The following is a 21,660-nucleotide window of genomic DNA, read 5'->3' on the forward strand; positions in this document are numbered from 1 at the left end:
CGAAGCCCTGTTCTGCCTGGCCTTCAGCGGGATTGCAGCGTCCCCGCCTTCTGCGCATGCGGCATGAAGCCGCGTTCCGACCGAGGTGGTCGGCATGTGCAGTACCTGTTTTACAGGTACTGCATGAGGGTCCGTCAAGTACGCCGACGGAACCTCCTGGTTTCGCGCCGGAACTTCTTGGCGCACATTCAGAATCGCTGCTGGTCAGGGGAGTTGGTTACCCCGCGCATAGACAGCTGTCGGTCTTCTAGTTACGGTCAAGAAGTCCCTAGAAGTCCCTACGGGGGTGCAGATGTCGAACGAACGTTTACGGTCCGCCCTCCTCGCCCGCGGCATGACCGTGCAGAGCCTCGCCGAAGAGATCGGCGTCATCCCGAAGACGATCGAACGCTGGATCACGCAGGGCAAAGTCCCGTACCGGCGTCACCAGTACGCAACGGCGGCGGCGCTGAACGTCGACGTGACGACGCTGTGGGATGACAGCCGTGCTGTCGAAAGCGCAGCGGATCTAACCAAAGCGGAGATCGCGGCTGTCTACCCCCACCGGCACGTCGTGCCGTCAGCCCTCTGGCGCCAGATGTGCGAGCGCGCCACGGAGCGCATCGACATCCTCGTGTACGCCGGTATCTACCTGGCGGAGGACCCGCTCTTCTTCTCGACGCTGAAGGAGAAGGCCGAGAGCGGCGTCCGCATTCGAGTGCTGATGGGCGATCCGGAGTGCGAAGCCGTCGTCCGACGCGGCATCGACGAAGGGCATCGCATCATGGATGGCAAGATCCGTAATGCGTTGGTGAACTACCGCCCACTGTTCACCAGCCACCCCGAGATTGCCTTCCGCCTGCACGACACGGTGCTTTACAACTCGATCTACCGGGCTGATGACGAGATGTTGGCCAACACCCACGTGTACGGCATCGGCGCCTACATGGCACCGGTGTTCCATCTGCGGCGCCTCCCAGGTGGTGGTCTGTTCGACACCTTCGCCAATAGCGTTCAGCAGACCTGGGAAGGCGCCAGGCCAGTAACCGAACGCGACATCACGGGAGCTTGAGCATGGGACGCATCGACTACTTGCACGACCCGGACGCCCCGCCGGCCAACTCGGTCGTGCCGTCCGTCGTCGCGTTCGTGCAGAGGGATGCAGGACAGGTGCTGATGATTCAGCGCTCCGACAACGGGCGCTGGGCACTGCCTGGTGGCGGTCACGACGTGGGGGAGTCGATCAGCGACACTGTCGTGCGCGAAGTCTGGGAAGAGACCGGGATCAAGGCGGAAGTCGTCAACATGTCCGGGATCTACACGGACCCCGGGCATGTGATGCAGTACGACGACGGAGAGGTACGCCAGCAGTTCAGCATCTGCTTTCGCGCGCGGCCGGTCGGAGGTGAACTCCGCACGAGCAACGAGACGACTCAGGTCCGCTGGGTCGACCCAGCGGACCTGACGACGTTGGACGTGCACCCCACGATGCGGCTCCGGATCGAGCACGCCCTGGACCGGGCGCGCACTGCTCCCTACATCGGCTGACGCTTGACTGTGGCGACCCGTTCGAGTACGCGGGATGTACAGGCCAGGATCTCCGGTTCGGCCCGGCGGATGAACTGCCCGATCAGGCTGTCCGGCCCGTACCGACCGGCGATCTCGTTGATCCGGTCGATCGGGTTCGTAGACGTGCCGTCTGGTGTGGTGTTCATGTCGCAGTAGCAGAGCGCGTCGTTCAGGTGCGCGCTCTCGCGAGGGAACTCGCCCTCCAGCTCCTCGCGCATGCCGCGCGCGTCCGCCTCCATCCAGGCGCAGGAGTGGTGGGCGACGAGGTTGATGACCCGTTCGTCGGCGCTGGCCACGTCCCGGAGGTAGCGCGCGCCGTCCAGCGGGTGAAAGCCGGTCTTGGCGAGGTCCGGCGCGTAGCCGATGTCGTGCAGGACCGCCGCGGCCTCCAACAGGTCCGCGTCCTGTCCGAGGACGAGCGCGATCGTGCGCGCCCTCTCGGCGACCCCCAGGCAGTGCTTCCACCGCCGCGGCAATGGCTCGGCGAGCAGGGACTCAGCCAGGGGATAGGCCCACTCGGTCAACTTCGGCAAGCTATGAACGCTCCTCTCGCGTCGGCACAGCGCGGACCGTCCGCACCCTGCCCTGTCCGCCCCCCGCCAGCATGCCGGCGGTCTCCAACTTCTCCAGTGCCTTGGTCACTGTGGGGCGTGAGACCCCGAACCGTTCTGCCAGCACAGAAGTGCTGGGGAATGGTTGCCCCACTTCGAGACCGTCAGCCGTGATGATGTCCGCGATCCGCTGTTCGAGCGGGCGCCGTTCGACCGCCACCCCAGCGCGTATGACACGCCACCGTCCGCCCGGCACCGGTTCAGCCACACCCTCCTGCCTCAGCACAGCGAAAGCACGGAGCGCGACCCCCCGGGAAACCTCGTGATCCCTCATTACCTCAGAGAGAGCCGGCAGTTCCGCCATGGCTGGGTTCGTTTCGATCCAGGCTTTCAGAGTGTCGGCGATCTTCAGGAAGGTCCCCCGAGGGTTGGCCTGCCGTGACACTCGCTCTCCCTCTCCGCTCGCTCGTCGCTAGATCTAACACTCCCACGACTCATGACCGGCGCGGAGGGAGGACGGACGGACCATCCCCGACCTTCTTTGAGCGCTGGGCGAAGAGGCTCGTTAGCGGCTCGCTCAAGTGATGAGGTCCGCAGACTGAGCAGGCAGGCTCTCTGATCCTCGGATTCATGCCGAGGTGAAAGGTGCGGTCAACTCGCCAGCAAGCACCAGCCACGGACGCCAGTTGGGGCGGGCTGCAGCCCGCCCCAACTGGCGTCCGGCAACGACTAGCAGGGCACCATGCGCTCGATTGCGCCAGCTTCCGCCCTGATCTGCTTGTTTACAGAGGACCAAGCCTCTTGTGCCAACGTAGGCTCGGATGCGGGAAGTGGCCCTTCCACTACGATCTTCGCCTGCCCCTTTTGCACAATGCCTCGGTCCTCATGGGCCATGACCGCGTCTACAGGGCGGTTGACCAGCAGCCCTGCCTCGAAGTGCCTAAGCGCATTGCCATGCAGCTTCTTGAGCTGGCGAGCCTCAGACCGTGAAATCGACACGTACACCCACATGCTGTACTCATTCACGGCACCATCGATGCAGGCAAAGAAGTAGTAGCGCGGCAGGAAGCGGTGCCTCAGGATGCCCTCTGTCGGCATGTCGTAGTAGTTCAGCTCACGGATCATGCGAACGGAGTTAGAGGGAAGCCACGGCCGAGCTTCAAGCTCCAGAACGATTCGTTCCATCACCTACCCGTTCCCTTCCTTCCGGGAGTGCGTCGAAACACTCTCCAGCCACTCCGGATCTTCAGTGAAGCACTGGTCAAAGCGCTTCGCATCTTCCGGCGCCCAGTCGCCGCGACCTGGGATTGACACCACAACATGGTTCGGGTTGCCCTGTGTGGGCTTAGGCACTACTACGAAACCAGACTCTCTGAGTCTCCCCACTGTGGTCCATCTCACGCCATCCCCCTCACGTGGCGCCTGAAGACCTACCACCCTGTGCGCTCGTTCAGCAGACAGCCGCCCTCGCGTCATCGAGACTTCCCCCTTGTCCCTGTCTCGGGGGGAAGCGCGAAACGCTGGTCCGCCCTTCGGACGAGTGTTGTTTCCGTACTGAGACAGCTCAAGATCGTCTTCGAGGTGCTCTCTCTTGCGTCTCCAGCCGAACGCCATATCCCCCCTCACACCCAGAGTGCACTGACCGACGACTGTGTGTGGAGAAGTTGGGCTCTTTCACGGTAACGAGAGAAGGTCACGATATGATAACGGACCGCCTGTGCATTTGACTACACCCCACCCCCGCTGGGCGTCGACCAGCGTCTTCACTCACGGTTGGTACGTAAGTTCATAGCGTAGCGAACCAGTCGGGGGGCGTGAAGCTCGTCACTCACTTCGGTGCAGTCTTGGACGCGCGTGCGCGGTGAGCGCTTGATCGAATTCTGCGTGAGACGAGGGCGGCATGTACTTGGGTGGTCGCGTCGTGGCAACGATTGTGTCGTGAGGGCGCTCATGCAGCATGTCGCATGGACATGGCTGGTGATAGTGAGGTTGGTGGCTGGCAGGAGCCCAGCACCCCAGGAGCCGGCGGGTGGGTCTCACTTGCGGTCTCATTGAGTGCGAGGTCCGCAGCGATCCGACAACGTCCGCAGGTGACCGCTGAGCCCGTTAAGCACGGTCTTGTGGGGTCAGGAAACTGCTGTGGACTGTGACGGACCAAGATCGGACAACTTGTAATGCGTAGGTCGTCGGTTCGAATCCGACAGGGGGCTCTTCCCGCCCAGGCCGGACCTCTCCGGGCCTGGGCTTTTTCATGCGCTGCGCAGGCGGCGGGCGATTTCGAGCTGGTCGTTGTCGAGGGGGCGGTCGTCCTCGATGTCCCACAGGGTGTTCTGGAGGAGGCGGGCGAGGGTCCAGGCCCGGGCTCGGGGGCGGTCCAGGGCGAGGACGTCGGTCATGGCGTCGAAGCGCCAGAGGATGTCGTCGGGGTCGTAGCGGTTGTCGAGGGCCGGCCAGAGTTCGAAGCCGGGGTCGCCCGCGAGGGGCTTGGGGTCGATCGCGAGCCAGGGGGCGCGGTCGGAGGCGAGGACGTTCTCGTCGTGGAGGTCCCAGTGCAGGAGGCGGTCGCCCGGTTCGTCGACGACCTCGCGTACGGCGGCCGCGCAGTCGGCGACCAGGCGGCGGGACTCGGGGTCGGGGATGCGGGCGAGGGCCCAGGGGGTCTGGTCGAGCATGGCCCGGGCGATGTCGCCGAGGCGGCGCAGGCCGGGCGGGGCGGGAAAGGAGGTGAGGTGGGCGAGGAGCTCCGCGATCGTGACGACGGCCTGGTGGGTGTCCGGCACGTGGGACAGCATGCGGGTCTCGTCGAGACGCTCCAGCAGCATGGTGCCGGTCGGCTCGTCGTGGTCGAGGAGACGGACCGCTCCGCCACCGTTCCAGACGCGCAGCGCCACCGGTTCGCCCTCGCTCTCCTCGTCGAGGATCTGGAGCTTGAGGACCGCGGGGCTGTGGCCGGGGCGGAGCACCGGGAGCACCAGGGCGGAGACGCCGTGCATGGGAGGGCCGTCGGGTTTCAGCTTCCAGCGGTCGAGGAAGTGGGCCGTCTGCTCCGGCAGCCCGGCGATGAAGTCGCGGCCCGCCTCGCCGTTGAACTTCTCCTGTGATGCTGCCAGTTCGCGGGGGATGTCGATCACTCCCGGCACGGTAGTGGGGTGTGCGGGGTGCGGCACATGAATTTGGGGCCGGCCGGGGCGGTGGTATCTCGCGGGCGGTGTGTCGTACCTGTGTGCGAGCATCTCGCCAACGACCACTGATCCAGGGGGGATTGCCATGTCAGGTACCGACGCATGTCCGAGACCGAGATCGCGCGAGAGACGTGGGCGGGCCGTCGCGTCCGCCCTCGCCGTCTCGCTGTTCGCCTCGCTGCTGAGCCTGACGGGGGCGGGGGCCGCGGCCGGGGTCGCCCAGGACGTCGAACCGGAGTGTGCGCCGCTCGCGCTCGCGCCGTTCGGGGACCCGGGTGACGCCGTCGGCAGGGTGACCGTCCCGGCGCAGAGCAGCGCCTGCTTCACCGTGACCGCCGACGCGGCCGGTCCGCATCTGGTGAGCCTGAAGGACAGCGGCAACAACGCCTACACGCAGCTGTACGACGCCGACGGCGCCCAGGTCGACTGCCACGCCGATGAGGCCCGCACCGAGGGCTGGTGCCAGGTGCCCGCGGCAGGGACGTACACCCTCAAGGTCGTCAACAGCGGCTGGGTGGACGACGAGAAGGCCGAGCTGACCGTCGTCCCGCTCGGCTCGGGCACCCGCGGCTGCGCCGAGCCCGTCGGCACCGGCTGGGACCTGCCGGCCGTGATCCGGAGCGCGGCGAGCCCGCTGGCCGTGGACTGCCAGGCCTTCGAGGCCCGGCCCGGTGAGAGGATCGGGCTGAAGCTCCAGCGGAAGGTGTACGGCGAGTCGCTCGCCTGGATCACCGACGAGACCGGTGCCCGGATCTGCGAGCGCTTCCCGGAGGACGGCGAGGACAGCTGTGTGCTGCCCGGCGACGGTCCCTACCGGGTGCTGTCGAGCGTCTCCCGCTCGGAGAACGCCTTCCCCGCCGCCTACGCGCTCCAGGTGCGTCGGCTGAACGACCCGCGGGGCTGCACGACCGCCTCGGTCCTGCCGTACGGCCCGCTGAAGCCGCAGGACTTCCGCACCGACCTCTGCTACACCTTCTCCACCGACCGGGCCGGGCCGTACACCGTGCACGCCGTGGACGAGGACCGGTCGGCCAGGGCGGTCCGGGTCTACGACGCCGACGGGCTGACCGTGTGCGACTCCGGCACCGACCCCTGCCGGATCCGCGAGGCCGGCACCTACACCGCCGTCCTGGACCGCTACCCCTTCGAGGCCTCCCGGGACCGGCTGGTCGTGTTCGACCGGGCCTCCGACGCCGGCTGCGAGGAGATCGGGACCGGCCTGTACAAGGGCGAGCTGAGCACGGTCGGGCAGTACGACTGTCTGACGCTGCCCGTGCCGAAGGGCGCCCGGATCGCCGCGCTCACCGCGAACTCCTCGGCCGGGCTGACCCCCGAGGTGGAGGTCCTGGACCGCGCGGGCACCCCGCAGTGCGACAGCGGGGCGCTCGGCGACGGCGATTGCGCGCTGACCGGAGAGGCTCCGTTCCGCGCACTGGTGCACACCGAGGACAGCGGCGACTCGGCCACCGGCCCCTACCGGGTCGCCTTCCACCGCACCGACGCCGCCGAGGGCTGCCCCGCCCTGCCCGCGGGCAGTTTCGCCCCGGGCGGCGCCAAGGCCACGCTGACCACGGGCGACGGCGTCTTCTCGCACTGCCTGGGCATCCCGGCCGACGCGCACTCGAACGCGGAGCTGCTGCAACTGACCGCGACCTCGGGGACCGCTCCGGCCGGCTTCTCGGTGCTCGACTCAGACGGCAAGCGCGTCTGCGACCGCTACGCCACCACCGACGGCTGGACGATCTGCTCGCTGACCCCGGGCAAGTCCCACACCGTGCTGGTGACCGGCCGGGACGAGGCCGCGACGTACTCCCTGACCCGGCGTGACGTCACGGCGAGCGCCTCCGCCGCGGGCTGTGCGACGACCTCGGCGGTGAAGGTCGGCGGGGCGTCCCTGAAGAGCGCGTACGCGGCGCCGGGCACCATCAACTGCCACCAGGTGACCACCGGCGCGGCGACCGATGTCGTGCACGTCGATGTGCGGGACGCGCTCGGTACCGCCAACAGCGCGGTGGTGGGCGGGGACGGCCGTGTGGAGTGCGCCTTCCGCAACACGTCCTGCGCGGTGAGCGGTTCGACCACCCACCAGGTGCTCGTGCAGACGCCCGCCCATCTCAAGGCCGCGCCCGAGTACCGCCTGGACCGGCTGCGGATCGCGACCGCCGACGGGCCCGCCCCGGAGTGCGTGAAGGTGCCGTCCGTGGCCTTCGGATACGGGCCGGTCACCGGCACCCTGGACGAGTCGCGCACCGCCGTGTGCGCGGCGCTGCCCACCGCGGGATTCGACCGGTTCGACACCGACATCAAGGACACGGCGGGCGCCGACGTCAAGGCGGTTCCCGTCCTGTACGACACGTCCACCTGGAAGAACGGCTGCACTCGCTTCATCCCTGAGGGCTACGACTGCGCCGTCCAGGGCTCGTCCTCCGGGAGTACGCCGTCGCTGTTCCTGCTCGGCCTGCCGGAGAAGGCGTCGAGCACGGCCTACAGCGCCGAACTCATCTGCTCCTCCGCGCTGTGCGGCACGGAGAAGACGAACGTCACCGCCGTCAGCCCCGACACGGGCGCCAGCGGCGGCAAGGTGAAGCTCACGGTCACCGGCACCGCGCTCGGGAAGGACGTCACCGTCCGGCTGAGCCAGGCCGGCAAGACGATCACGGCGGAGGCGGACTCGGTCGCCGCGGACAACCGGACGGTGACCGCGACCGTGGACCTCACGGGCGCGGCGACCGGCACCTGGAACGTCAGCGTGATCACGCGCGGCTGGGAGTTCCGGCGCGGCACCTTCAGCGTGACGCCCCGGCCCGAGCTGAAGAACACGGCGGCACCGAAGGTGACCGGCACGCCCAAGGTGGGTGCCGAGGTCATCGCCGCGCCGGGCGCCTGGTCGGCGGCGCCGACGTCGTACACGTACCAGTGGAAGGCGGACGGGGCCGGGATCGCCGGTGCCACGGCGTCGGCGTACCGGATCCCCGCGGCGCAGTCCGGCAAGAAGATCAGCGTGACCGTGACGGCGGTCAGGAGCGGCTGGCAGAGCGGGTCGGCGTCCTCGCCGTCGGTGACCGTGGCCAAGGGCGACGCGCCCAAGGCGACGAAGCCGCCGGTGATCAGCGGGACGGCCGAGGTCGGCAAGACGCTGAAGTCGTCGACCGGGACGTGGAGCCCGGCCGCGTCCTCCTGGTCGTACCAGTGGTACGCGAACGGCGCGGCGATCAGCGGGGTGACGAAGTCCTCGCTCGTGCTGAAGGCGGCGCAGCAGGGCAAGAAGATCACCGTGAAGGTGACCGCCCACCGCGCGGGGCACAAGGACGGGTCGGCGGTGAGTGCGGCGACGAAGACGGTCGCCCGCTGATCTGCCGGTTGCAGACCCCTTCTGTGTGGAGGGCCCCGTTGCGAGCGGGGCCCTCCTCGGTGTCGGGTCAGGGCTCCAGGACCACCTTCCCCGTCGTCCCCCGGCTCTCCAGTGCCTCGTGCGCGGCCGCCGCCTCGCGGAGTGGGAAGCGTTGGACGGCCGGGGTGAGGCGGCCGGTGGCGGCTTCGGTGAGGGCGCGGAGTTCGAGGGTGCGCAGGGGGTCGGGGCCTCCGGCCTTGCTCAGCATCGTGGGGCCGAGGACCTGTTCGGAGACGCCGTCGACGAGGTAGGGCTCGCCGTCGAGGATGCCCTGGCCGGACCAGCCGAAGACGATGTGCTTGCCGTCGGGGCCGAGGAGGGCGACGGCCTCGTGGGCCACGTCGCCGCCGACGCCGTCGAAGACGACGGTCGCGGTCCGGCCGCCGAGGTGGGCGCGGACCTTGGCGGGCCAGGCCGGGTCCTTGTAGTCGACGGCGAGATCGGCACCGTTCGCCTGTACGCGGGCGACCTTGTCCGGCCCGCCCGCGAGGCCGATGACGGTCGCGCCGGCGTTCCTGGCGTACTGGACGATCAGCGTGCCGATGCCTCCGGCGGCGGCCGGGACGACGGCCACCGAGTCGGGCCCGAGGTCGGCGAACTGGAGGATCCCCATCGCCGTACGGCCCGTGCCGATCATGGCGACGGCCTCGGCGAAGTCCAGGTTCTCCGGGATCTCGTGCAGGCGTTCGGCCGCGGTGACGGCCAGTTCGGCGTACCCGCCGGGGACGAAGCCGAGGTGGGCGACGACCCGCTTGCCGAGCCACAGGTCCGCGACGCCCTCGCCCAGGGACTCGACGACCCCGGCGACCTCGCGGCCGGGGATGGTGGGGAGCGGCGTCGGCTCGGCCGCCGGTCCGCCCCGCATGCCTTCGCGCAGGGCGGCGTCCAGGAGGTGGACGCCCGCCGCCCGTACGGCGATACGGACCTGGCCGGGGTCCGGCCGGGGGTCCTCGACCCGCTCGTGGGTGAGGTTCCCGGCCGGGCCGAAGGCGTGCAGGCGGATGGCGTGCATACGAGGCTCCTCGTGTCGCGGTGGTCTGCGACAAGCCTTCAACCTCAAGCTTGCTTGAGGTCAAGCTCCTGCCGTCCGAGGGCCAGGGAGACCGCCGTCAGGGCGCTGTTGAAGGAGACCTCCGAGAGCACACCGGGCGCCGCGACCTGGTCACCGGCGAGATAGACACCGTCGCCCCGGTCCACGGCGGGCCGGTCGCGCCAGCTCGTGCCGGGCAGGTCGACCGCGCCCGTACGGCCGGCCGCGACGGCCTCGCGCCGCCAGGTGACCCGCTTGCGCCAGCCCGGGAACCCCAGGTCGAGCAGCTCCTCGGCGTGGGCGATGCCGTCGGACTTCGACTCGTGCGGGGCGAGGGGGAGCTGCCCCTGGATGAGCTGCTCGCCGGCCGGGGCGAGGGTGCGGTCCTGGGCGGTGAACCGTTCCAGCCAGCCGGGCGCGTCCAGGTCGGAGACCGCGAAGGCGTCCCCGCGCCGGGTGCGCACGGCCAGGTCGATCAGGGCGGTACGGCCGCTCGGCCAGGTCAGGGAGTCGTCGCCGAGCAGATGCCGGGCGGCGGGGAGGGAGGTCGCGACGATCACCGGCGTATCCGTGGGGAGCATGTCGACACGGGACAGGGTCTCCATCCGGACGCCCAGGTTCCAGGCCCGGGCGGCCATCCGGTCGATGATGCCGCCCCAGCCGCCGCGCGGGTAATGGGCCTCGGGCGGCAGCTTGGTGGCCCGGCGCAGGCGCTCCTGCACGAACGCGGCCGACAGGGAGCCGGGGTCGTGGTGGAAGAGGGCGACGGCGGAGTAGTGGGCGGCGGCCCGGGCGCCTTCCTCGCCCGCGACGCCGGTCGCCCAGGTCAGGAAGTCGACGTCCACGGGCGCCTGCCGGGCGGTCCTGCGCAGCAGCTTCAGCATCGGGAAGGGCGGGGTGCGGCGCAGCACGCCGTGGTGCCGCAGCCGTAGCCGGGCGGCCTCCAGGGGCGGGATCGGGGCGAGCGGGCCGATGAGGTCGCGCTGCTTGAGCCAGGCCCAGTGCGGACCGCCGTTGTAGAGGGCGTGTGGGCCCTCGTTCGTGCGGTACGGGCCGTCGGCGGTTCGGGCCCGGCCGCCGAGGGTGTGGTGGGTTTCGTGGAGGGTGACCTTGACGCCCGCCTCGGCGGCGGTGATCGCGGCGGTCAGTCCGGCGAAGCCGCCGCCGATGACGGTGATGCGGTGGTGCATGGCTGGGATCTCCCTTGAGGCCTGAGGTCGACAATCGCCTTCGGGATTACGACCGTTCACGGGGGCCGGAATGTGACATGGCCGGTGTTCGCGCAGGTCAGGGGGTGTTGTCAGTGGTGGGGTGCAGCATGGGGTCATGGCGAGGAGAGCGACGGGCCGTCCGGGTGCGACCGGCCCTGCGGGTGTGAAGGGCGCGCGGCGGCCGGAGCTACGGCTGCCCGTGTTGGAGCCGTACGAGGGGGGTGGGCTGGAGCCGGACGGGGACTACGACGGGCTGGAGTTCCGGGACGCGGAGCTCACCGGGCAGGACGGGGCGGGGGCCCGTTTCATGGACTGCGCGCTGACGGGGTGCGCGCTGGACGAGACCCGGCTGCGGCATGCTCGCTTCCTGGACTCGGCCCTCACCGGTGTCCGGGGCGTCGGCACCGACCTCTCCGAGGCGACCCTGCGGGACGTGGAGCTCACCGATGCCCGCCTCGGCGGGCCGCAGTTGCACGGGGCGGTGCTGGAGCGGGTGGTGATCCGCGGCGGCAAGATCGACTATCTGAATCTGCGCACCGCCCGGCTCAGAGACGTCGTCTTCGAGGGCTGTGTCCTCGTCGAGCCGGACTTCGGGGGCGCCCGCCTGGAGCGGGTGGAGTTCGTCGACTGCGCCCTGAAGGGCGTCGACCTGCACGCGGCGACCCTCACGGACGTCGACCTGCGCGGGGCCGCGTCGCTGGAGATCAGCCGGGGTTTCGACCGGCTGTCGGGGGCGGTGATCAGTACGGCGCAACTGCTGGATCTGGCACCGGTGCTGGCGATGGAGTGGGGGATCAGGGTGGAGGGCTGATCGCCGTACGCGCAGCGCCGCGCGCTCACCACTCGTGCGAGCCCGTGCTCACCACTCGTACCAGCCCGCGCTCACCACTCGTACCAGCCGTCCGACCCCGCCCGCTCCGGCCAGTCGTAGGACTGGTGCAGTCCTATGAGGGCGTTGACCAGGCGGGGGTCGAGTTCGTGCCTCAGCAGCCGGTAGTCCTCGGCCACCGCGCGGAAGACGAGGTGGGCGCGGTGGGAGCCGTCGCGCCAGGTGATGCGTCGGGGTGGGCGGGGGCCGTCGTCGCCCTCCGCCATCAGGACCCAGATCAGGCACAGCAGTTGGACGGGCAGCCCGAAGGGCCACCACAGCAGCCAGCTCCACAGCCGCCCCTGGTACCCCTGGAGGACCGGCCCCCCGACCGGTTCCACGGTCCAGCGCCGGCGGCCCCACCGGAAGGCGCGGCGCCGCCGCAGGGTGATCCGCCCGAGCGGGGCCCCGTACGGATCCAGGACGTGGTACACCGCCGGGCGCCCGCTCAGCCGTGACCCCAGGGGCTGCTCCGTCACGACCCGGGCGACCGGCGACCCGTCCTCGGCGCGCAGATGGAAGGCCCGCAGGGAGCGGAGCCGGTCCGGGGCGGGGCTGTCGGGGTCGCGGACGAGCCGGGCGGAGGTGTCCTGCGGCGTTCCCTCCCCGCTGACGACGGCCGGTGGGTCCACGCTGTAGTTCAGGCCGTAGGCCACTCGTCCGTCGGTCATGCGTCCGTTCTCCCCGTGTCCGTCGCCGGTCGTCGCCGGTCCTCGCCGGTCGTCGCAGGGCGATCGTGTCACCCCGGTGGCGGACCGGTGTCAGGAGACCCTGGGGAAGCGCGCCTGGAGCGTCCAGATCGCCGGGTTCTCGGCGAGATCGTCGTGCAGATCGGTGAGGTCGGCGATCAGGTCGTGCAGGAAGTCCCGGGACTCGCGGCGCAGTTCGGAGTGGGAGACGGTGAGCGGGGGCTCCTCCGCGCGCATCCAGTCGGCCTCGATGTCCACCCAGCCGAAGCGGCGCTCGAACAGCATCCGGTCGGTCGACTCGGTGAAGTCCAGCTCCGCGTGCTGCGGCCGGGACGCCCGCGAGCCCGCCGGGTCCCGGTCGATCCGCTCCACGATGTCGCACAGCGCCCACGCGAAGTCGAGCACCGGCACCCATCCCCAGGCTGTGGACACCTCGTGGTCGGTCTTGGTGTCCGCCAGATAGACGTCGCCGCAGAACAGATCGTGCCGCAGGGCGCGGACGTCCGCGCGGCGGTAGTCGGTCTGCGGAGGGTCCGGGAAGCGGTTGGAGAGGGCGTAGCCGATGTCGAGCACGGGGGTGATGCTGTCACGACCCCCATAGGATCGAGAGCGTGGCCCGGTCCGTACGTCTTGTCCCCGCCCTGCTCGTCTCCGCGCTCGCCCTCACGGCCTGCGGTGGGGTCCACGGCACCCCGGGCGGCTCCGGTGTACGCGACCCCTACTTCCCGAAGGCCGGCAACGGCGGCTACGACGTCACCCACTACGGCCTGCGCCTCGCCTACGACCCGGACGCCCACCACCTCACCGGCACGGCGACCCTCACCGCGCGGGCGACCCAGGACCTCACCGCCTTCAACCTGGACCTGCTCGGCCTGGACGTCGGCGAGGTCACCGTCGGCGGCGAGACGGCCCGCTGGAACCGCGCCGGGCAGGAGCTCACCGTCCGGCCGCGCAAGGACCTCGGCCGGGACGAGACGTTCCGCGTGACCGTCCGCTACTCCGGGGCGCCCGAGACCGTCACCGACCCGGACGGCTCCCAGGAGGGCTGGCTGCGCACCGGCGACGGCGTGCTCGCGCTGGGGGAGCCGGTGGGGTCGATGGCGTGGTTCCCCGGCAACCACCACCCCTCCGACAAGGCGTCCTACGACCTCACGGTGACCGTGCCGCTAGGGCTCCGGGCCGTCTCCAACGGGGAGTTGCGCGACGTCACGACCGCGAAGGACGGCCGTACGACCTTCGCCTGGCACTCCGCCGAGCCCATGGCGAGCTACCTCGCCACGCTCGCGATCGGCCGCTTCGACATCACCCGCTCCACCGCCCGCTCCACGGCCCGGGACCGTCTGCCCGTGTACACGGCCGTCGACCCGGACGAGAAGGAGGCGAGCCGCGCCGTGCTCGCGCGCATCCCCGAGATCCTGCGCTGGGCGGAGAAGCGGTTCGGCCCCTACCCCTTCTCCTCCACCGGCGCGATCGTCGACCGAGCGGCCGAGGTCGGCTACGCCCTGGAGACCCAGACCCGCCCCGTCTTCCCCGGCGCCCCCGGCCTCACCCTCCTCGTCCACGAACTCGCCCACCAGTGGTACGGCGACTCCGTCACACCGGAGAGCTGGCGCGACATGTGGCTCAACGAGGGCTTCGCGACGTACGCGGAGTGGCTGTGGCGGGAGGACCACGGCGGGGAGAGCGCGCAGGAGTCCTTCGACGCGCTGTACGAGAACGGCGAGAAGACGTACAAGGACCTCTGGGCGTTCCCGCCCGCGAAGCCCGCGGATGCCGCGAACATCTCCGGCGATCCCGTCTACCAGCGCGGCGCGATGGTCCTCCAGAAGGTCCGCCAGACGGTGGGTGACGACAGATTCTTCGCCATCCTGCGGGGGTGGGCGGCCGAGCATCGGTACGGGAACGCGGACACGGCCGAGTTCACGGCGTACGTCGAGGAACAGGCGCCCGGGGAGGACTTCGAGGGGATCTGGGAGGACTGGCTGTACGGGGAGGGGAAGCCGGAGCGGCCGTGAGGGCGGAGCCGGAGCGCCGTTGGGGGCTCAGGTGCGGGGGTGGCTGCGGGTTCGTTGTGGCTTGTCGCGCAGTTCCCCGCGCCCCCAAGCAAAGGGCGGAGCCCCCGGCCTCTTCCAAGGCTCGGGGGCTCCACAGTGTCAGAACAAGCTCGACGTCCGATCAGACGTTCACGCCGAAGTCCTGGGCGATGCCGACCAGGCCCGAGGCGTAGCCCTGGCCGACTGCGCGGAACTTCCACTCCGCGCCGTTGCGGTAGAGCTCACCGAAGACCATGGCCGTCTCCGTGGCCGCGTCCTCCGACAGGTCGTAGCGGGCGATCTCGGCGCCGCCGGCCTGGTTGACGATGCGGATGTAGGCGTTGCGGACCTGGCCGAAGTTCTGCGAGCGGTTCTCCGCGTCGTAGATGGACACCGGGAAGACGATCTTCTCGATGTCGGCCGGGAGGGCGGCGAGGTTGACGTTGATGGCCTCGTCGTCGCCGGCGCCTTCGCCCGTGCGGTTGTCACCGGTGTGGACGATCGTGTTGTCCGGGGTCTGCTTGTTGTTGAAGAACACGAAGTGGGCGTCCGAGAAGACCTTGCCCTGCGTGTTCACCGCGATCGCGGACGCGTCGAGGTCGAAGTCCGTGCCGGTGGTGGTGCGGACGTCCCAGCCGAGGCCCACGGTGACGTCGGTCAGGCCCGGAGCCTCCTTGGTGAGCGAGACGTTGCCACCCTTGGACAGGCTTACAGCCATTGTTGGGAGTCCCTTCCCTCGTTTACGTACGGCAGTACGGCAAAGAAGCTGCGTCAAAGAAGCTACAGCTACCCCCCTGAACGTAGAGAGGGGTACGCGAGGTTCCAGCTCCTTTACTTTCTTTACTCGCGATTATTGGGATGACGTGGACGGGACAGAAGCGGGAACATGGACGGCATGTCTGGTCCCCACGTCATCCGCGGCTCCGTCTCCCTGCCCGAGGCCGAGCTCATGTGGCGTTTCTCGCGGTCGTCGGGGCCGGGCGGGCAGCACGTCAACACCAGTGACTCGAAGGTCGAGCTGAGTTTCGACCTGGCGAAGACCGAGGCGCTGCCCGAGGTGTGGAAGCAGCGGGCGCTGGAGCGGCTGGCCGGGCGCCTGGTCGACGGAGTCGTCACCGTACGGTCCTCCGAGCACCGCTCCCAGTGGCGCAACCGCGAGTCCGCCGCCGTACGCCTCGCCGCCCTCCTGGCCGAAGCCACCGCGCCCCCGCCCAAGCCCCGCAGGAAGACCCGGATCCCCCGGGGGATCAACGAGCGGCGGCTGCGCGAGAAGAAACAGCGCTCGGAGACCAAGCGCGGCCGAACGGGCCAGGGCTGGAGCTAGCGCCTGTCGAGGGACCTAGGCCAGCTCCAGCAGCCCCACCGTCTGGCCCCCGCTGTTCTCCCCGGCCGGACGGAAGCCGAGGCCCAGGTAGAAGCCCTCGGGGCCGTTCGGTCCCGGGTGCCAGGTGACGTAGTACTTCTCGGTGCCGTGCCGGCGCAGCTCGGCGGCGACGGACTCGACGGCGAAACGGCCGTACCCCTTGCCCTGCTCCCCGGCCGCGATGTTCAGCCGCCACAGGCCCGAGCGGAATTCGCTGCCGTCCCCGTACCAGTCGATGCCGAGCGAGGCCATCAGGAAGCCGACCGGGCGGTCGCCGTCGACGATGAGGCGGGGCCAGGCGATGGCGCCGTGCGCGTACGCCTCGGCGAGCGACTTCACGACCGGGGCGACCGCGTGCTCCTGGTCGGGGCGGACCTGGATGCCGAGGGCGGCGTCCAGATTCCCGGCGGTGATCTCTTCGAGGCGGAGGCCCGTCGTCGTCATGCGCGCACCCTAGGGTCGACGATCAACCCCGGGCCACCGGATTTCCGCCTCAGCCCAACTGCCGGTACCGCCCCCGGAAGTACGTCAGCGGCCCGCCCTCCGCGCTCGGCACCCGGGCGGTCAGCACACGGCCGATGACCAGCGTGTGGTCGCCGGCCGCTACGCGCTGCTCGGTACGGCACTCCAGGACGGCCAGGGCGCCGCCCACCAGGGGTGCCCCGCTGTACTCGCCGCGCGTGTACGGGATGTCGGCGAACAGCAGCCGGTCGCTGACCCGGCCCTTCATGGCGAACCGGCCCGCGATGTGCCGCTGGCTCTCGGACAGGACGGACACCGCCCACTCGGGCTGTTCGTCGAGCAGTTCGTCCATGCGGGAGCCCTCGCGCAGGCTCACCAGCACCATCGGCGGGTCCAGGGACACCGACATGAAGGCCGTGGCCGTCATGCCCACGTCCTCGCTGCCGGGCGCCGAGGGGTCGTCCGGGTCGAGCGGCGGCTCCTGCGCGGTCACCAGGACCACGCCCGAGGCCAGCCGGGACATGGCGGCGCGGAACTCGTCGTTGCTCACCCCCTCAGCATGCCCGGAGGCGGGCGACGGAATGATCGGGGACGTGGCGGGCGCGGCGATCGGAGAGGTGGCGGACGAGGCGATCGAAGACGCGGCAGGGGGAGTGTTCGGCACACCGGAAACGCTAATCTCCGCCCCGCGCGCCCCGCATCGGGCTCCCGCCCGAGCACGGTCCTAGGACTTCCGGCGGACCGGACGGCCTTTTCCCTGCCAACGTGTGTACAGCGTGACAAGGCTTCGTTCGCAGGACGCATATGGGGATTGCAGAAACTCCCGGCAATTGTTCAGCTTTGCCTGTGACTTGAGTCACAAGGGGCAGGAATTGTTGACCCTGTGTACCGAGTGAGCAGCGCGCTGTGATTCAGTGGCGGGGAAGCTGCCAGGACGTACGCCGAGAAGAACCCTTGATTCTTGATTCGCTGCGAGGTACTCGGGGGGAGGGCGAGCATGGAGACCGAGTCGGAGCCTTACGTCCGTCTTGCGTCCCTGCGACAACTGCACCAGGTCATGGCCGACATGAACACGGCCCGCAGCCTGGCGGACACACTGCAGACCGTCGCGGAGGGCGTCGTCGCCGCTCTCGGGTACGAGATGGCGTGCGTGAACCTCGTACGCCCCGACGGCGATCTCGTCGTCGCCGCCTTCGCCGGGAACCCCGCCGCCGAGGCCCTCATCACCGGCCGCGTCGGCTCGCGCGAATCCTGGGAACGCCGCCTCGGCATGGGTGAGCACTGGGGCGACCTGGTGTTCATACCCCACACCGAGGGCTGGGTCCTCGACGACGACGACGTCCCGCAGTGGTACACCGACGGCCCCGCGCCCCGCTTCGAGGACGAGTGGCATCCGGCCGACCGGCTCTTCGCGCCCATGTACGCGCCCGGGCCGCAGGGCAGCGCGGCGTGCGGCGAGCTGATCGGCGTGCTCTCCGTGGACCGCCCGCGCAACGGCCGCCGCCCCGGCGCCTGGGGCCGCGAGGCACTCCAGATGTACGCCTTCCAGGCCGCCATCGCGATCAGCAACGCCCGGCTGCGCGCCAACATGCAGCGCGCGCTCGTCCGGCTGGAGCGCGAGCAGCAGGCCCTGCGGGCGAGCGAGGAAAGCTTCCGGCAGGCCTTCGAGTACGCGCCGTCCGGCATGGCCATCGCCGAGATGGGCGGCGACCAGCACGGCCGGATCCTGCGCACCAACGACGCCCTGTGCCGGCTGCTGGGCCGCCCCGCCTCCGCGATGCGCCGCTACTCCTTCTCCGACCTGGTCCACCCCGAGGACATAGGCACCCTGCTGCGGACCTCCGCCGAGGGCGGCCGCGCGGAGCTCCGCCTCGGCCGCCGCGACGGCACCTACGTCTGGGTCAGCCTCCGCAACTCCGTCGTCGCCGACGCCGCCGACGGCCCCCGCTTCCTCCTCACCCACGTCGAGGACATAGAGGAGCGCAAGCGCCGCGAGCTGCAGCTCGCCCACCGCGCCTCGCACGACTCGCTCACCGGCCTGCCGAACTCCGCCGAGCTGCGCTCGCGACTGTCCTCGCGCCTCTGTCAGCGCGCCGCGCCCCCGCACTCCGCCGTCGCCGAGTCCCATGACGCGGCCTACGGCCACCCCGCCTTCGACGTCGTCGGCCCCGGCTTCGACTTCCGGCAGTCCGCCGATCCGTTCGACGCCTACGACCACCATGTGCACACCGTCGCCCCGGACGGCGACCAGGACGACGGCACGAAGGGTCTCGCCGTCCTCTTCTGCGACCTCGACGGCTTCAAGTCGATCAACGACCGGTTCGGGCACAACGCGGGTGACGCGGTTCTCATCGAGGTCGCCCGGCGGCTGAGCGGCGGCGTCCGCGACGGTGACACGGTCGCCCGGCTCGGGGGGGACGAATTCGTCATCCTCGCGGACGGGCTCGGCCGGGCCGACGCGCAGGACCTGGCGGTCCGCCTCCGCAACGAGATCATCCAGCCCATCCGCGCCGAGGGGCGTGCCGTCCGGGTCGGGGCCAGTTTCGGCATCGGATGGGCACACTGTGGAATGACGGCGGACGAAGTGTTGAAATCCGCTGACGAGCGGATGTACGTCGAGAAACGATCTCGTCCCAAACAACACAGACGCGCTGGGTGAACCCGAGGTCAGCGAGTTGATGCGGTCTGAGTCACCTGTTTGGGTCACTGGGAGCGGGTAGGCTCGCTGTCTTACGACCCGTACCGCATTGCACCGCACCTGACTGAGGAGACCAAGGGATGACGCCCGGCAACAACGGCGCGAGCACGCCCGAGGACGACGACCCGTTCGGCTATCTCTACGCCGACGGGCAGGCCAACGGAGCCCAGCCGCCGTCCGGGGGCTACGGCTACCCGAACTCGGTCAACCGTGTGCGTGCGGTCGGCACCCGCTCCTACGGCCAGCAGCAGCCGCAGGCGGCCGCGGGCCAGGCCGCGGCGTACGGCCAGGTCCCCCAGCAGCAGGGCGGCTACGGCCGGCCGAACGCGCACTACGCGGCCCCCGAGACCCTGCCCGGCGGCGCCGGAGCCACCACCGCCCCCCAGCACCAGGTCCCCGGCGGCGGAGGCGGCCGGGGCGGCCGCGGTCCCAACACCAAGGGCCTGCTGATCGGCGCGATCGCGGTGGTCGCGGCGGTCGTCATCGGCATCGGCGTGGCCATGGTGGGCGGCGACAAGGACGACAAGAAGTCCGAGGACCAGGCGGGCTCCGACCAGAGCCAGTCCCAGAGCGCCGAGCCGACTCCGTCGGCCAGCAAGAGCGGGGCGAGCCAGGTCGAGCTGCCGAAGGCCGACGCGAAGACCCTGCGCCTCAGCCCCGGCATGTCGACCGCGTCGGAGTTCAAGGGCGCGAAGGCCGACGGCGGGGTCTATGTGACGGGCTTCAACCAGGTCGGTGCCAAGGTCACCTGGACGGTGGACGGCATCAAGAAGGCCGGCAGCTACAAGTTCTACGTGAACTACGGCGTCCCGGGCACGGACGCCGACGCGACCGTGGTGGTCAACGGCAAGGCCGACGCCAGGCCCATGAACATGGAGAACTTCGGGGGCACCCCCAAGGGCGACTGGGAACAGGGCTGGAAGAACACCTGGGCCACCGTGAACCTGAACAAGGGCACGAACACCATCGAGCTCGCCTGCAACGAGGGCAACAAGTGCGACGCGGTCCTCGACCAGTTCTACCTCGCGAAGGCCTAGCCGGCTCGAGCTGATACGCCGACGGCGGCCGTCTCCCACACAGCGTGGGGGACGGCCGCCGTCGTACGAGCTACGAGCCGAGAATGAGCTCAGCTCACTCGACGCGGCCCCACTCCAGGCAGCGAGTCGCCGCGTACCGCTTCTTGCCGCCCCAGTTGACCTCGTGCCAGCGCTTCTCGCTGGGCGAGCTGCTGGTGCACTTGTAGCTGCCGCCGTCGACCGCGCTGCACCCGGCGACCCAGCACTTGACGATCTTCCCCTTCTTCAGGGTGCCGACCTTCCGTGCGGTGGCGCTGGGCTTCTCACGGATGCTGACGTCCCGGACGTCGCTCCAGCCGCCGCCCCACTCCTGCGCGGCAGCCGGAGCGGCCTTGAGCTCCGGGGCCGCCGAGGCGCCGGAGTTCATGGTGGCCACCAGGCCCACGGAGGCGATGCCGACCATGGCCAGCCTCGTGATCTTGTTCAATTGTTCCCCCAGCAAAAAGGTCGATCTTTGGTCGTTCGTGATCTTAGGTGGGGGGAGGAAGATCGGCCAGAGGATTTCGGTCACGTGTGGCCTACGCCGCAGATGCCTCACTCGTCACGGTGACCCGCCCCAGCAGTTCCTGGTACACGCGCCGGTCGAACTCCCCCGCGACCGGCGCCGAGACCGTCGCCGCCGACAGGGCGACCGCTCGGGTCAGGCGATCCGGCCAGGGAAGGTGCTCCACCAGGGCCGATATCAGGCCCGCCACCGCGGAGTCGCCGGCGCCTGTCGGGTTGCCTCGTACGAGGGTGGGTGGGGCGGTGCGCCAGCGGCCCTCGGGGGATACCGCGAGGAGGCCTTTCGGGCCCAGGGACGCGACGACCGCGCGGGCGCCTCGGCGGCGGGCGTCCTGGGTGGCTCGCAACGGGTCGTGGGAGCCGGTGAGTTCTGCCAGTTCTTCGGTGTTCGGCTTGATGATGTCGGGGCGGGCGGCGACGCCTCGGCGCAGGGGTTCGCCGCTGGTGTCGAGGAGGACCGGGATGCCGGCGGACCTGGCCGTGCGGACCAGTCCGGCGTAGGCGCCGACCGGGACGCCCGGGGGGAGGCTGCCGCACAGGGCCACTGCCGAGGCGGACGCCAGCAGGTCCTCGTAGGCCTCCTGGAAGGACGACCACTCGGTGGGGGTGATCGTCGGGCCCGGTTCGTTGAGCTGTGTCGTGTCGCCGGTCAGGTCGTCGGCCACGGCGATCGTGCGGCGGGTGGTGCCCGTGATCGGGACCAGCGCGTCCGTCACGTCCGGCACCGAGGCCAGAAGTTCCTGGACGACCCGGCCCGTCGCACCGCCCGTGAATCCCGTCACCGTCACCTCGTGCCCGAGGGCCGCGAGCACCCGGGCCACGTTGACGCCCTTGCCGCCGGGGCGTTCCGTCACCTCGGAGACGCGGTGGGAGGCGTGCGGACGGAGGGACCGTACGCGGTAGGTGATGTCGAGAGCGGTGTTCAGTGTGACCGTGAGGATCACCTGGCTGACCTCCCCCGATGTAGAGACATGCGCGTGCTGCCGTGGACTTCCGGAGGCTCGATCATGCCAAAGAGACGGCGGTCGGCCCAGTCCTGGACTCGGCCACCGTC

21 protein-coding genes are annotated in these 21,660 nt (G+C 70.1%); 8 read left to right on the forward strand and 13 right to left on the reverse strand.

What is annotated here, in order from left to right; genetic code table 11:
• Positions 1 to 292 precede the first annotated feature (292 nt).
• Together KJK29_RS20690 and KJK29_RS20695 are read left to right on the forward strand one after the other, a co-directional pair.
• The gene (locus KJK29_RS20690; protein WP_215120635.1) at positions 293 to 1,051 is read left to right on the forward strand and encodes an XRE family transcriptional regulator; all 759 of its coding nucleotides are present in this window, start codon (positions 293 to 295) and stop codon (positions 1,049 to 1,051) included.
• Positions 1,052 to 1,053: 2 nt separating this feature from the next.
• Positions 1,054 to 1,527 carry an NUDIX domain-containing protein gene (locus KJK29_RS20695; protein ID WP_215120636.1) on the forward strand — a complete coding sequence of 158 codons (474 nt, stop codon included), beginning with the start codon at positions 1,054 to 1,056 and terminating at the stop codon, positions 1,525 to 1,527.
• Here KJK29_RS20695 and KJK29_RS20700 read toward each other — a convergent pair.
• The 4 genes from KJK29_RS20700 to KJK29_RS20715 all read right to left on the reverse strand — a co-directional run bounded on the left by KJK29_RS20700 (position 1,515) and on the right by KJK29_RS20715 (position 5,239).
• Entirely contained in the window at positions 1,515 to 2,081 is a 567-nt protein-coding gene (locus tag KJK29_RS20700) for an HD domain-containing protein (protein ID WP_215120637.1), read from the reverse strand. The genes KJK29_RS20695 and KJK29_RS20700 overlap by 13 nt on opposite strands.
• 1 nt (position 2,082) lies before the next feature.
• Positions 2,083 to 2,544, reverse strand: coding sequence for a GntR family transcriptional regulator (locus KJK29_RS20705; RefSeq protein ID WP_215120638.1), 462 nt, complete (start codon positions 2,542 to 2,544; stop codon positions 2,083 to 2,085).
• 284 nt (positions 2,545 to 2,828) lie between these two features.
• Entirely contained in the window at positions 2,829 to 3,284 is a 456-nt protein-coding gene (locus KJK29_RS20710; RefSeq protein WP_215120639.1) for a hypothetical protein, read from the reverse strand.
• A 1,064-nt stretch (positions 3,285 to 4,348) separates the two neighbouring features.
• A complete protein-coding gene (locus KJK29_RS20715) occupies positions 4,349 to 5,239 on the reverse strand; it encodes an aminoglycoside phosphotransferase family protein (RefSeq protein ID WP_370869148.1) in 891 nt (296 codons plus the stop codon).
• A gap of 127 nt (positions 5,240 to 5,366) precedes the next feature.
• On the opposite strand from KJK29_RS20715, the gene KJK29_RS20720 reads away from it, so the two are divergent.
• Entirely contained in the window at positions 5,367 to 8,633 is a 3,267-nt protein-coding gene (locus KJK29_RS20720) for an IPT/TIG domain-containing protein (protein WP_215120641.1), read from the forward strand.
• Positions 8,634 to 8,700: 67 nt separating this feature from the next.
• Here the strand turns inward: KJK29_RS20720 and KJK29_RS20725 are convergent, their stop codons facing one another.
• The gene (locus KJK29_RS20725; RefSeq protein ID WP_215120642.1) at positions 8,701 to 9,684 is read right to left on the reverse strand and encodes a zinc-binding dehydrogenase; all 984 of its coding nucleotides are present in this window, start codon (positions 9,682 to 9,684) and stop codon (positions 8,701 to 8,703) included.
• Positions 9,685 to 9,728: 44 nt separating this feature from the next.
• The gene (locus KJK29_RS20730; RefSeq protein WP_215120643.1) at positions 9,729 to 10,892 is read right to left on the reverse strand and encodes an NAD(P)-binding protein; all 1,164 of its coding nucleotides are present in this window, start codon (positions 10,890 to 10,892) and stop codon (positions 9,729 to 9,731) included.
• A 136-nt stretch (positions 10,893 to 11,028) separates the two neighbouring features.
• Between KJK29_RS20730 and KJK29_RS20735 the strand changes: the two genes are divergently transcribed.
• Positions 11,029 to 11,724: a pentapeptide repeat-containing protein gene (locus KJK29_RS20735; RefSeq protein WP_215120644.1), complete on the forward strand. Its 696-nt coding sequence runs from the start codon at positions 11,029 to 11,031 to the stop codon at positions 11,722 to 11,724.
• Positions 11,725 to 11,795: 71 nt separating this feature from the next.
• Here the strand turns inward: KJK29_RS20735 and KJK29_RS20740 are convergent, their stop codons facing one another.
• Positions 11,796 to 12,452: a hypothetical protein gene (locus KJK29_RS20740; protein ID WP_215120645.1), complete on the reverse strand. Its 657-nt coding sequence runs from the start codon at positions 12,450 to 12,452 to the stop codon at positions 11,796 to 11,798.
• Between the two features lie 90 nt (positions 12,453 to 12,542).
• Entirely contained in the window at positions 12,543 to 13,043 is a 501-nt protein-coding gene (locus KJK29_RS20745) for a hypothetical protein (RefSeq protein ID WP_215120646.1), read from the reverse strand.
• A 38-nt stretch (positions 13,044 to 13,081) separates the two neighbouring features.
• On the opposite strand from KJK29_RS20745, the gene KJK29_RS20750 reads away from it, so the two are divergent.
• Positions 13,082 to 14,485, forward strand: a complete 1,404-nt coding sequence (locus KJK29_RS20750) for a M1 family metallopeptidase (RefSeq protein ID WP_215120647.1) — start codon at positions 13,082 to 13,084, stop codon at positions 14,483 to 14,485.
• Between the two features lie 160 nt (positions 14,486 to 14,645).
• Here the strand turns inward: KJK29_RS20750 and KJK29_RS20755 are convergent, their stop codons facing one another.
• Complete coding sequence (locus KJK29_RS20755) at positions 14,646 to 15,221, reverse strand: TerD family protein (RefSeq protein ID WP_189729329.1); 576 nt, start codon at positions 15,219 to 15,221, stop codon at positions 14,646 to 14,648.
• A gap of 168 nt (positions 15,222 to 15,389) precedes the next feature.
• On the opposite strand from KJK29_RS20755, the gene arfB reads away from it, so the two are divergent.
• On the forward strand, positions 15,390 to 15,827 hold the full coding sequence (gene arfB, locus KJK29_RS20760) for an alternative ribosome rescue aminoacyl-tRNA hydrolase ArfB (RefSeq protein ID WP_215120648.1): 438 nt from the start codon (positions 15,390 to 15,392) through the stop codon (positions 15,825 to 15,827).
• Between the two features lie 15 nt (positions 15,828 to 15,842).
• On the opposite strand, the gene KJK29_RS20765 is transcribed toward arfB, so the two are convergent.
• Positions 15,843 to 16,310: a GNAT family N-acetyltransferase gene (locus tag KJK29_RS20765; RefSeq protein ID WP_215120649.1), complete on the reverse strand. Its 468-nt coding sequence runs from the start codon at positions 16,308 to 16,310 to the stop codon at positions 15,843 to 15,845.
• A 49-nt stretch (positions 16,311 to 16,359) separates the two neighbouring features.
• Positions 16,360 to 16,938 carry a flavin reductase family protein gene (locus tag KJK29_RS20770; protein WP_215124377.1) on the reverse strand — a complete coding sequence of 193 codons (579 nt, stop codon included), beginning with the start codon at positions 16,936 to 16,938 and terminating at the stop codon, positions 16,360 to 16,362.
• A 387-nt stretch (positions 16,939 to 17,325) separates the two neighbouring features.
• On the opposite strand from KJK29_RS20770, the gene cdgB reads away from it, so the two are divergent.
• On the forward strand, positions 17,326 to 18,987 hold the full coding sequence (gene cdgB, locus KJK29_RS20775) for a diguanylate cyclase CdgB (RefSeq protein ID WP_215120650.1): 1,662 nt from the start codon (positions 17,326 to 17,328) through the stop codon (positions 18,985 to 18,987).
• Positions 18,988 to 19,106: 119 nt separating this feature from the next.
• Positions 19,107 to 20,063: a carbohydrate-binding protein gene (locus KJK29_RS20780; protein ID WP_215120651.1), complete on the forward strand. Its 957-nt coding sequence runs from the start codon at positions 19,107 to 19,109 to the stop codon at positions 20,061 to 20,063.
• 94 nt (positions 20,064 to 20,157) lie between these two features.
• Here KJK29_RS20780 and KJK29_RS20785 read toward each other — a convergent pair whose 3' ends face one another.
• Positions 20,158 to 20,529: a hypothetical protein gene (locus KJK29_RS20785; protein WP_215120652.1), complete on the reverse strand. Its 372-nt coding sequence runs from the start codon at positions 20,527 to 20,529 to the stop codon at positions 20,158 to 20,160.
• A gap of 91 nt (positions 20,530 to 20,620) precedes the next feature.
• The gene (locus KJK29_RS20790) at positions 20,621 to 21,550 is read right to left on the reverse strand and encodes a 1-phosphofructokinase family hexose kinase (RefSeq protein WP_215120653.1); all 930 of its coding nucleotides are present in this window, start codon (positions 21,548 to 21,550) and stop codon (positions 20,621 to 20,623) included.
• Positions 21,551 to 21,660: the final 110 nt, after the last annotated feature.

The sequence above is a fragment of the Streptomyces koelreuteriae genome, from assembly GCF_018604545.1.
GTDB lineage: Bacteria > Actinomycetota > Actinomycetes > Streptomycetales > Streptomycetaceae > Streptomyces > Streptomyces koelreuteriae.

Coding starts and splice junctions, on each gene's coding strand:
- KJK29_RS20780 (WP_215120651.1), top strand. CDS start 19,107: ATGACGCCCGGCAACAACGGCGCGAGCACGCCCGAGGACGACGACCCG.
- KJK29_RS20765 (WP_215120649.1), bottom strand. CDS start 16,310: ATGACGACGACGGGCCTCCGCCTCGAAGAGATCACCGCCGGGAATCTG.
- KJK29_RS20730 (WP_215120643.1), bottom strand. CDS start 10,892: ATGCACCACCGCATCACCGTCATCGGCGGCGGCTTCGCCGGACTGACC.
- arfB (WP_215120648.1), top strand. CDS start 15,390: ATGGACGGCATGTCTGGTCCCCACGTCATCCGCGGCTCCGTCTCCCTG.
- KJK29_RS20755 (WP_189729329.1), bottom strand. CDS start 15,221: ATGGCTGTAAGCCTGTCCAAGGGTGGCAACGTCTCGCTCACCAAGGAG.
- KJK29_RS20690 (WP_215120635.1), top strand. CDS start 293: ATGTCGAACGAACGTTTACGGTCCGCCCTCCTCGCCCGCGGCATGACC.
- KJK29_RS20695 (WP_215120636.1), top strand. CDS start 1,054: ATGGGACGCATCGACTACTTGCACGACCCGGACGCCCCGCCGGCCAAC.
- KJK29_RS20735 (WP_215120644.1), top strand. CDS start 11,029: ATGGCGAGGAGAGCGACGGGCCGTCCGGGTGCGACCGGCCCTGCGGGT.
- cdgB (WP_215120650.1), top strand. CDS start 17,326: ATGGAGACCGAGTCGGAGCCTTACGTCCGTCTTGCGTCCCTGCGACAA.
- KJK29_RS20720 (WP_215120641.1), top strand. CDS start 5,367: ATGTCAGGTACCGACGCATGTCCGAGACCGAGATCGCGCGAGAGACGT.
- KJK29_RS20710 (WP_215120639.1), bottom strand. CDS start 3,284: ATGGAACGAATCGTTCTGGAGCTTGAAGCTCGGCCGTGGCTTCCCTCT.
- KJK29_RS20740 (WP_215120645.1), bottom strand. CDS start 12,452: ATGACCGACGGACGAGTGGCCTACGGCCTGAACTACAGCGTGGACCCA.
- KJK29_RS20725 (WP_215120642.1), bottom strand. CDS start 9,684: ATGCACGCCATCCGCCTGCACGCCTTCGGCCCGGCCGGGAACCTCACC.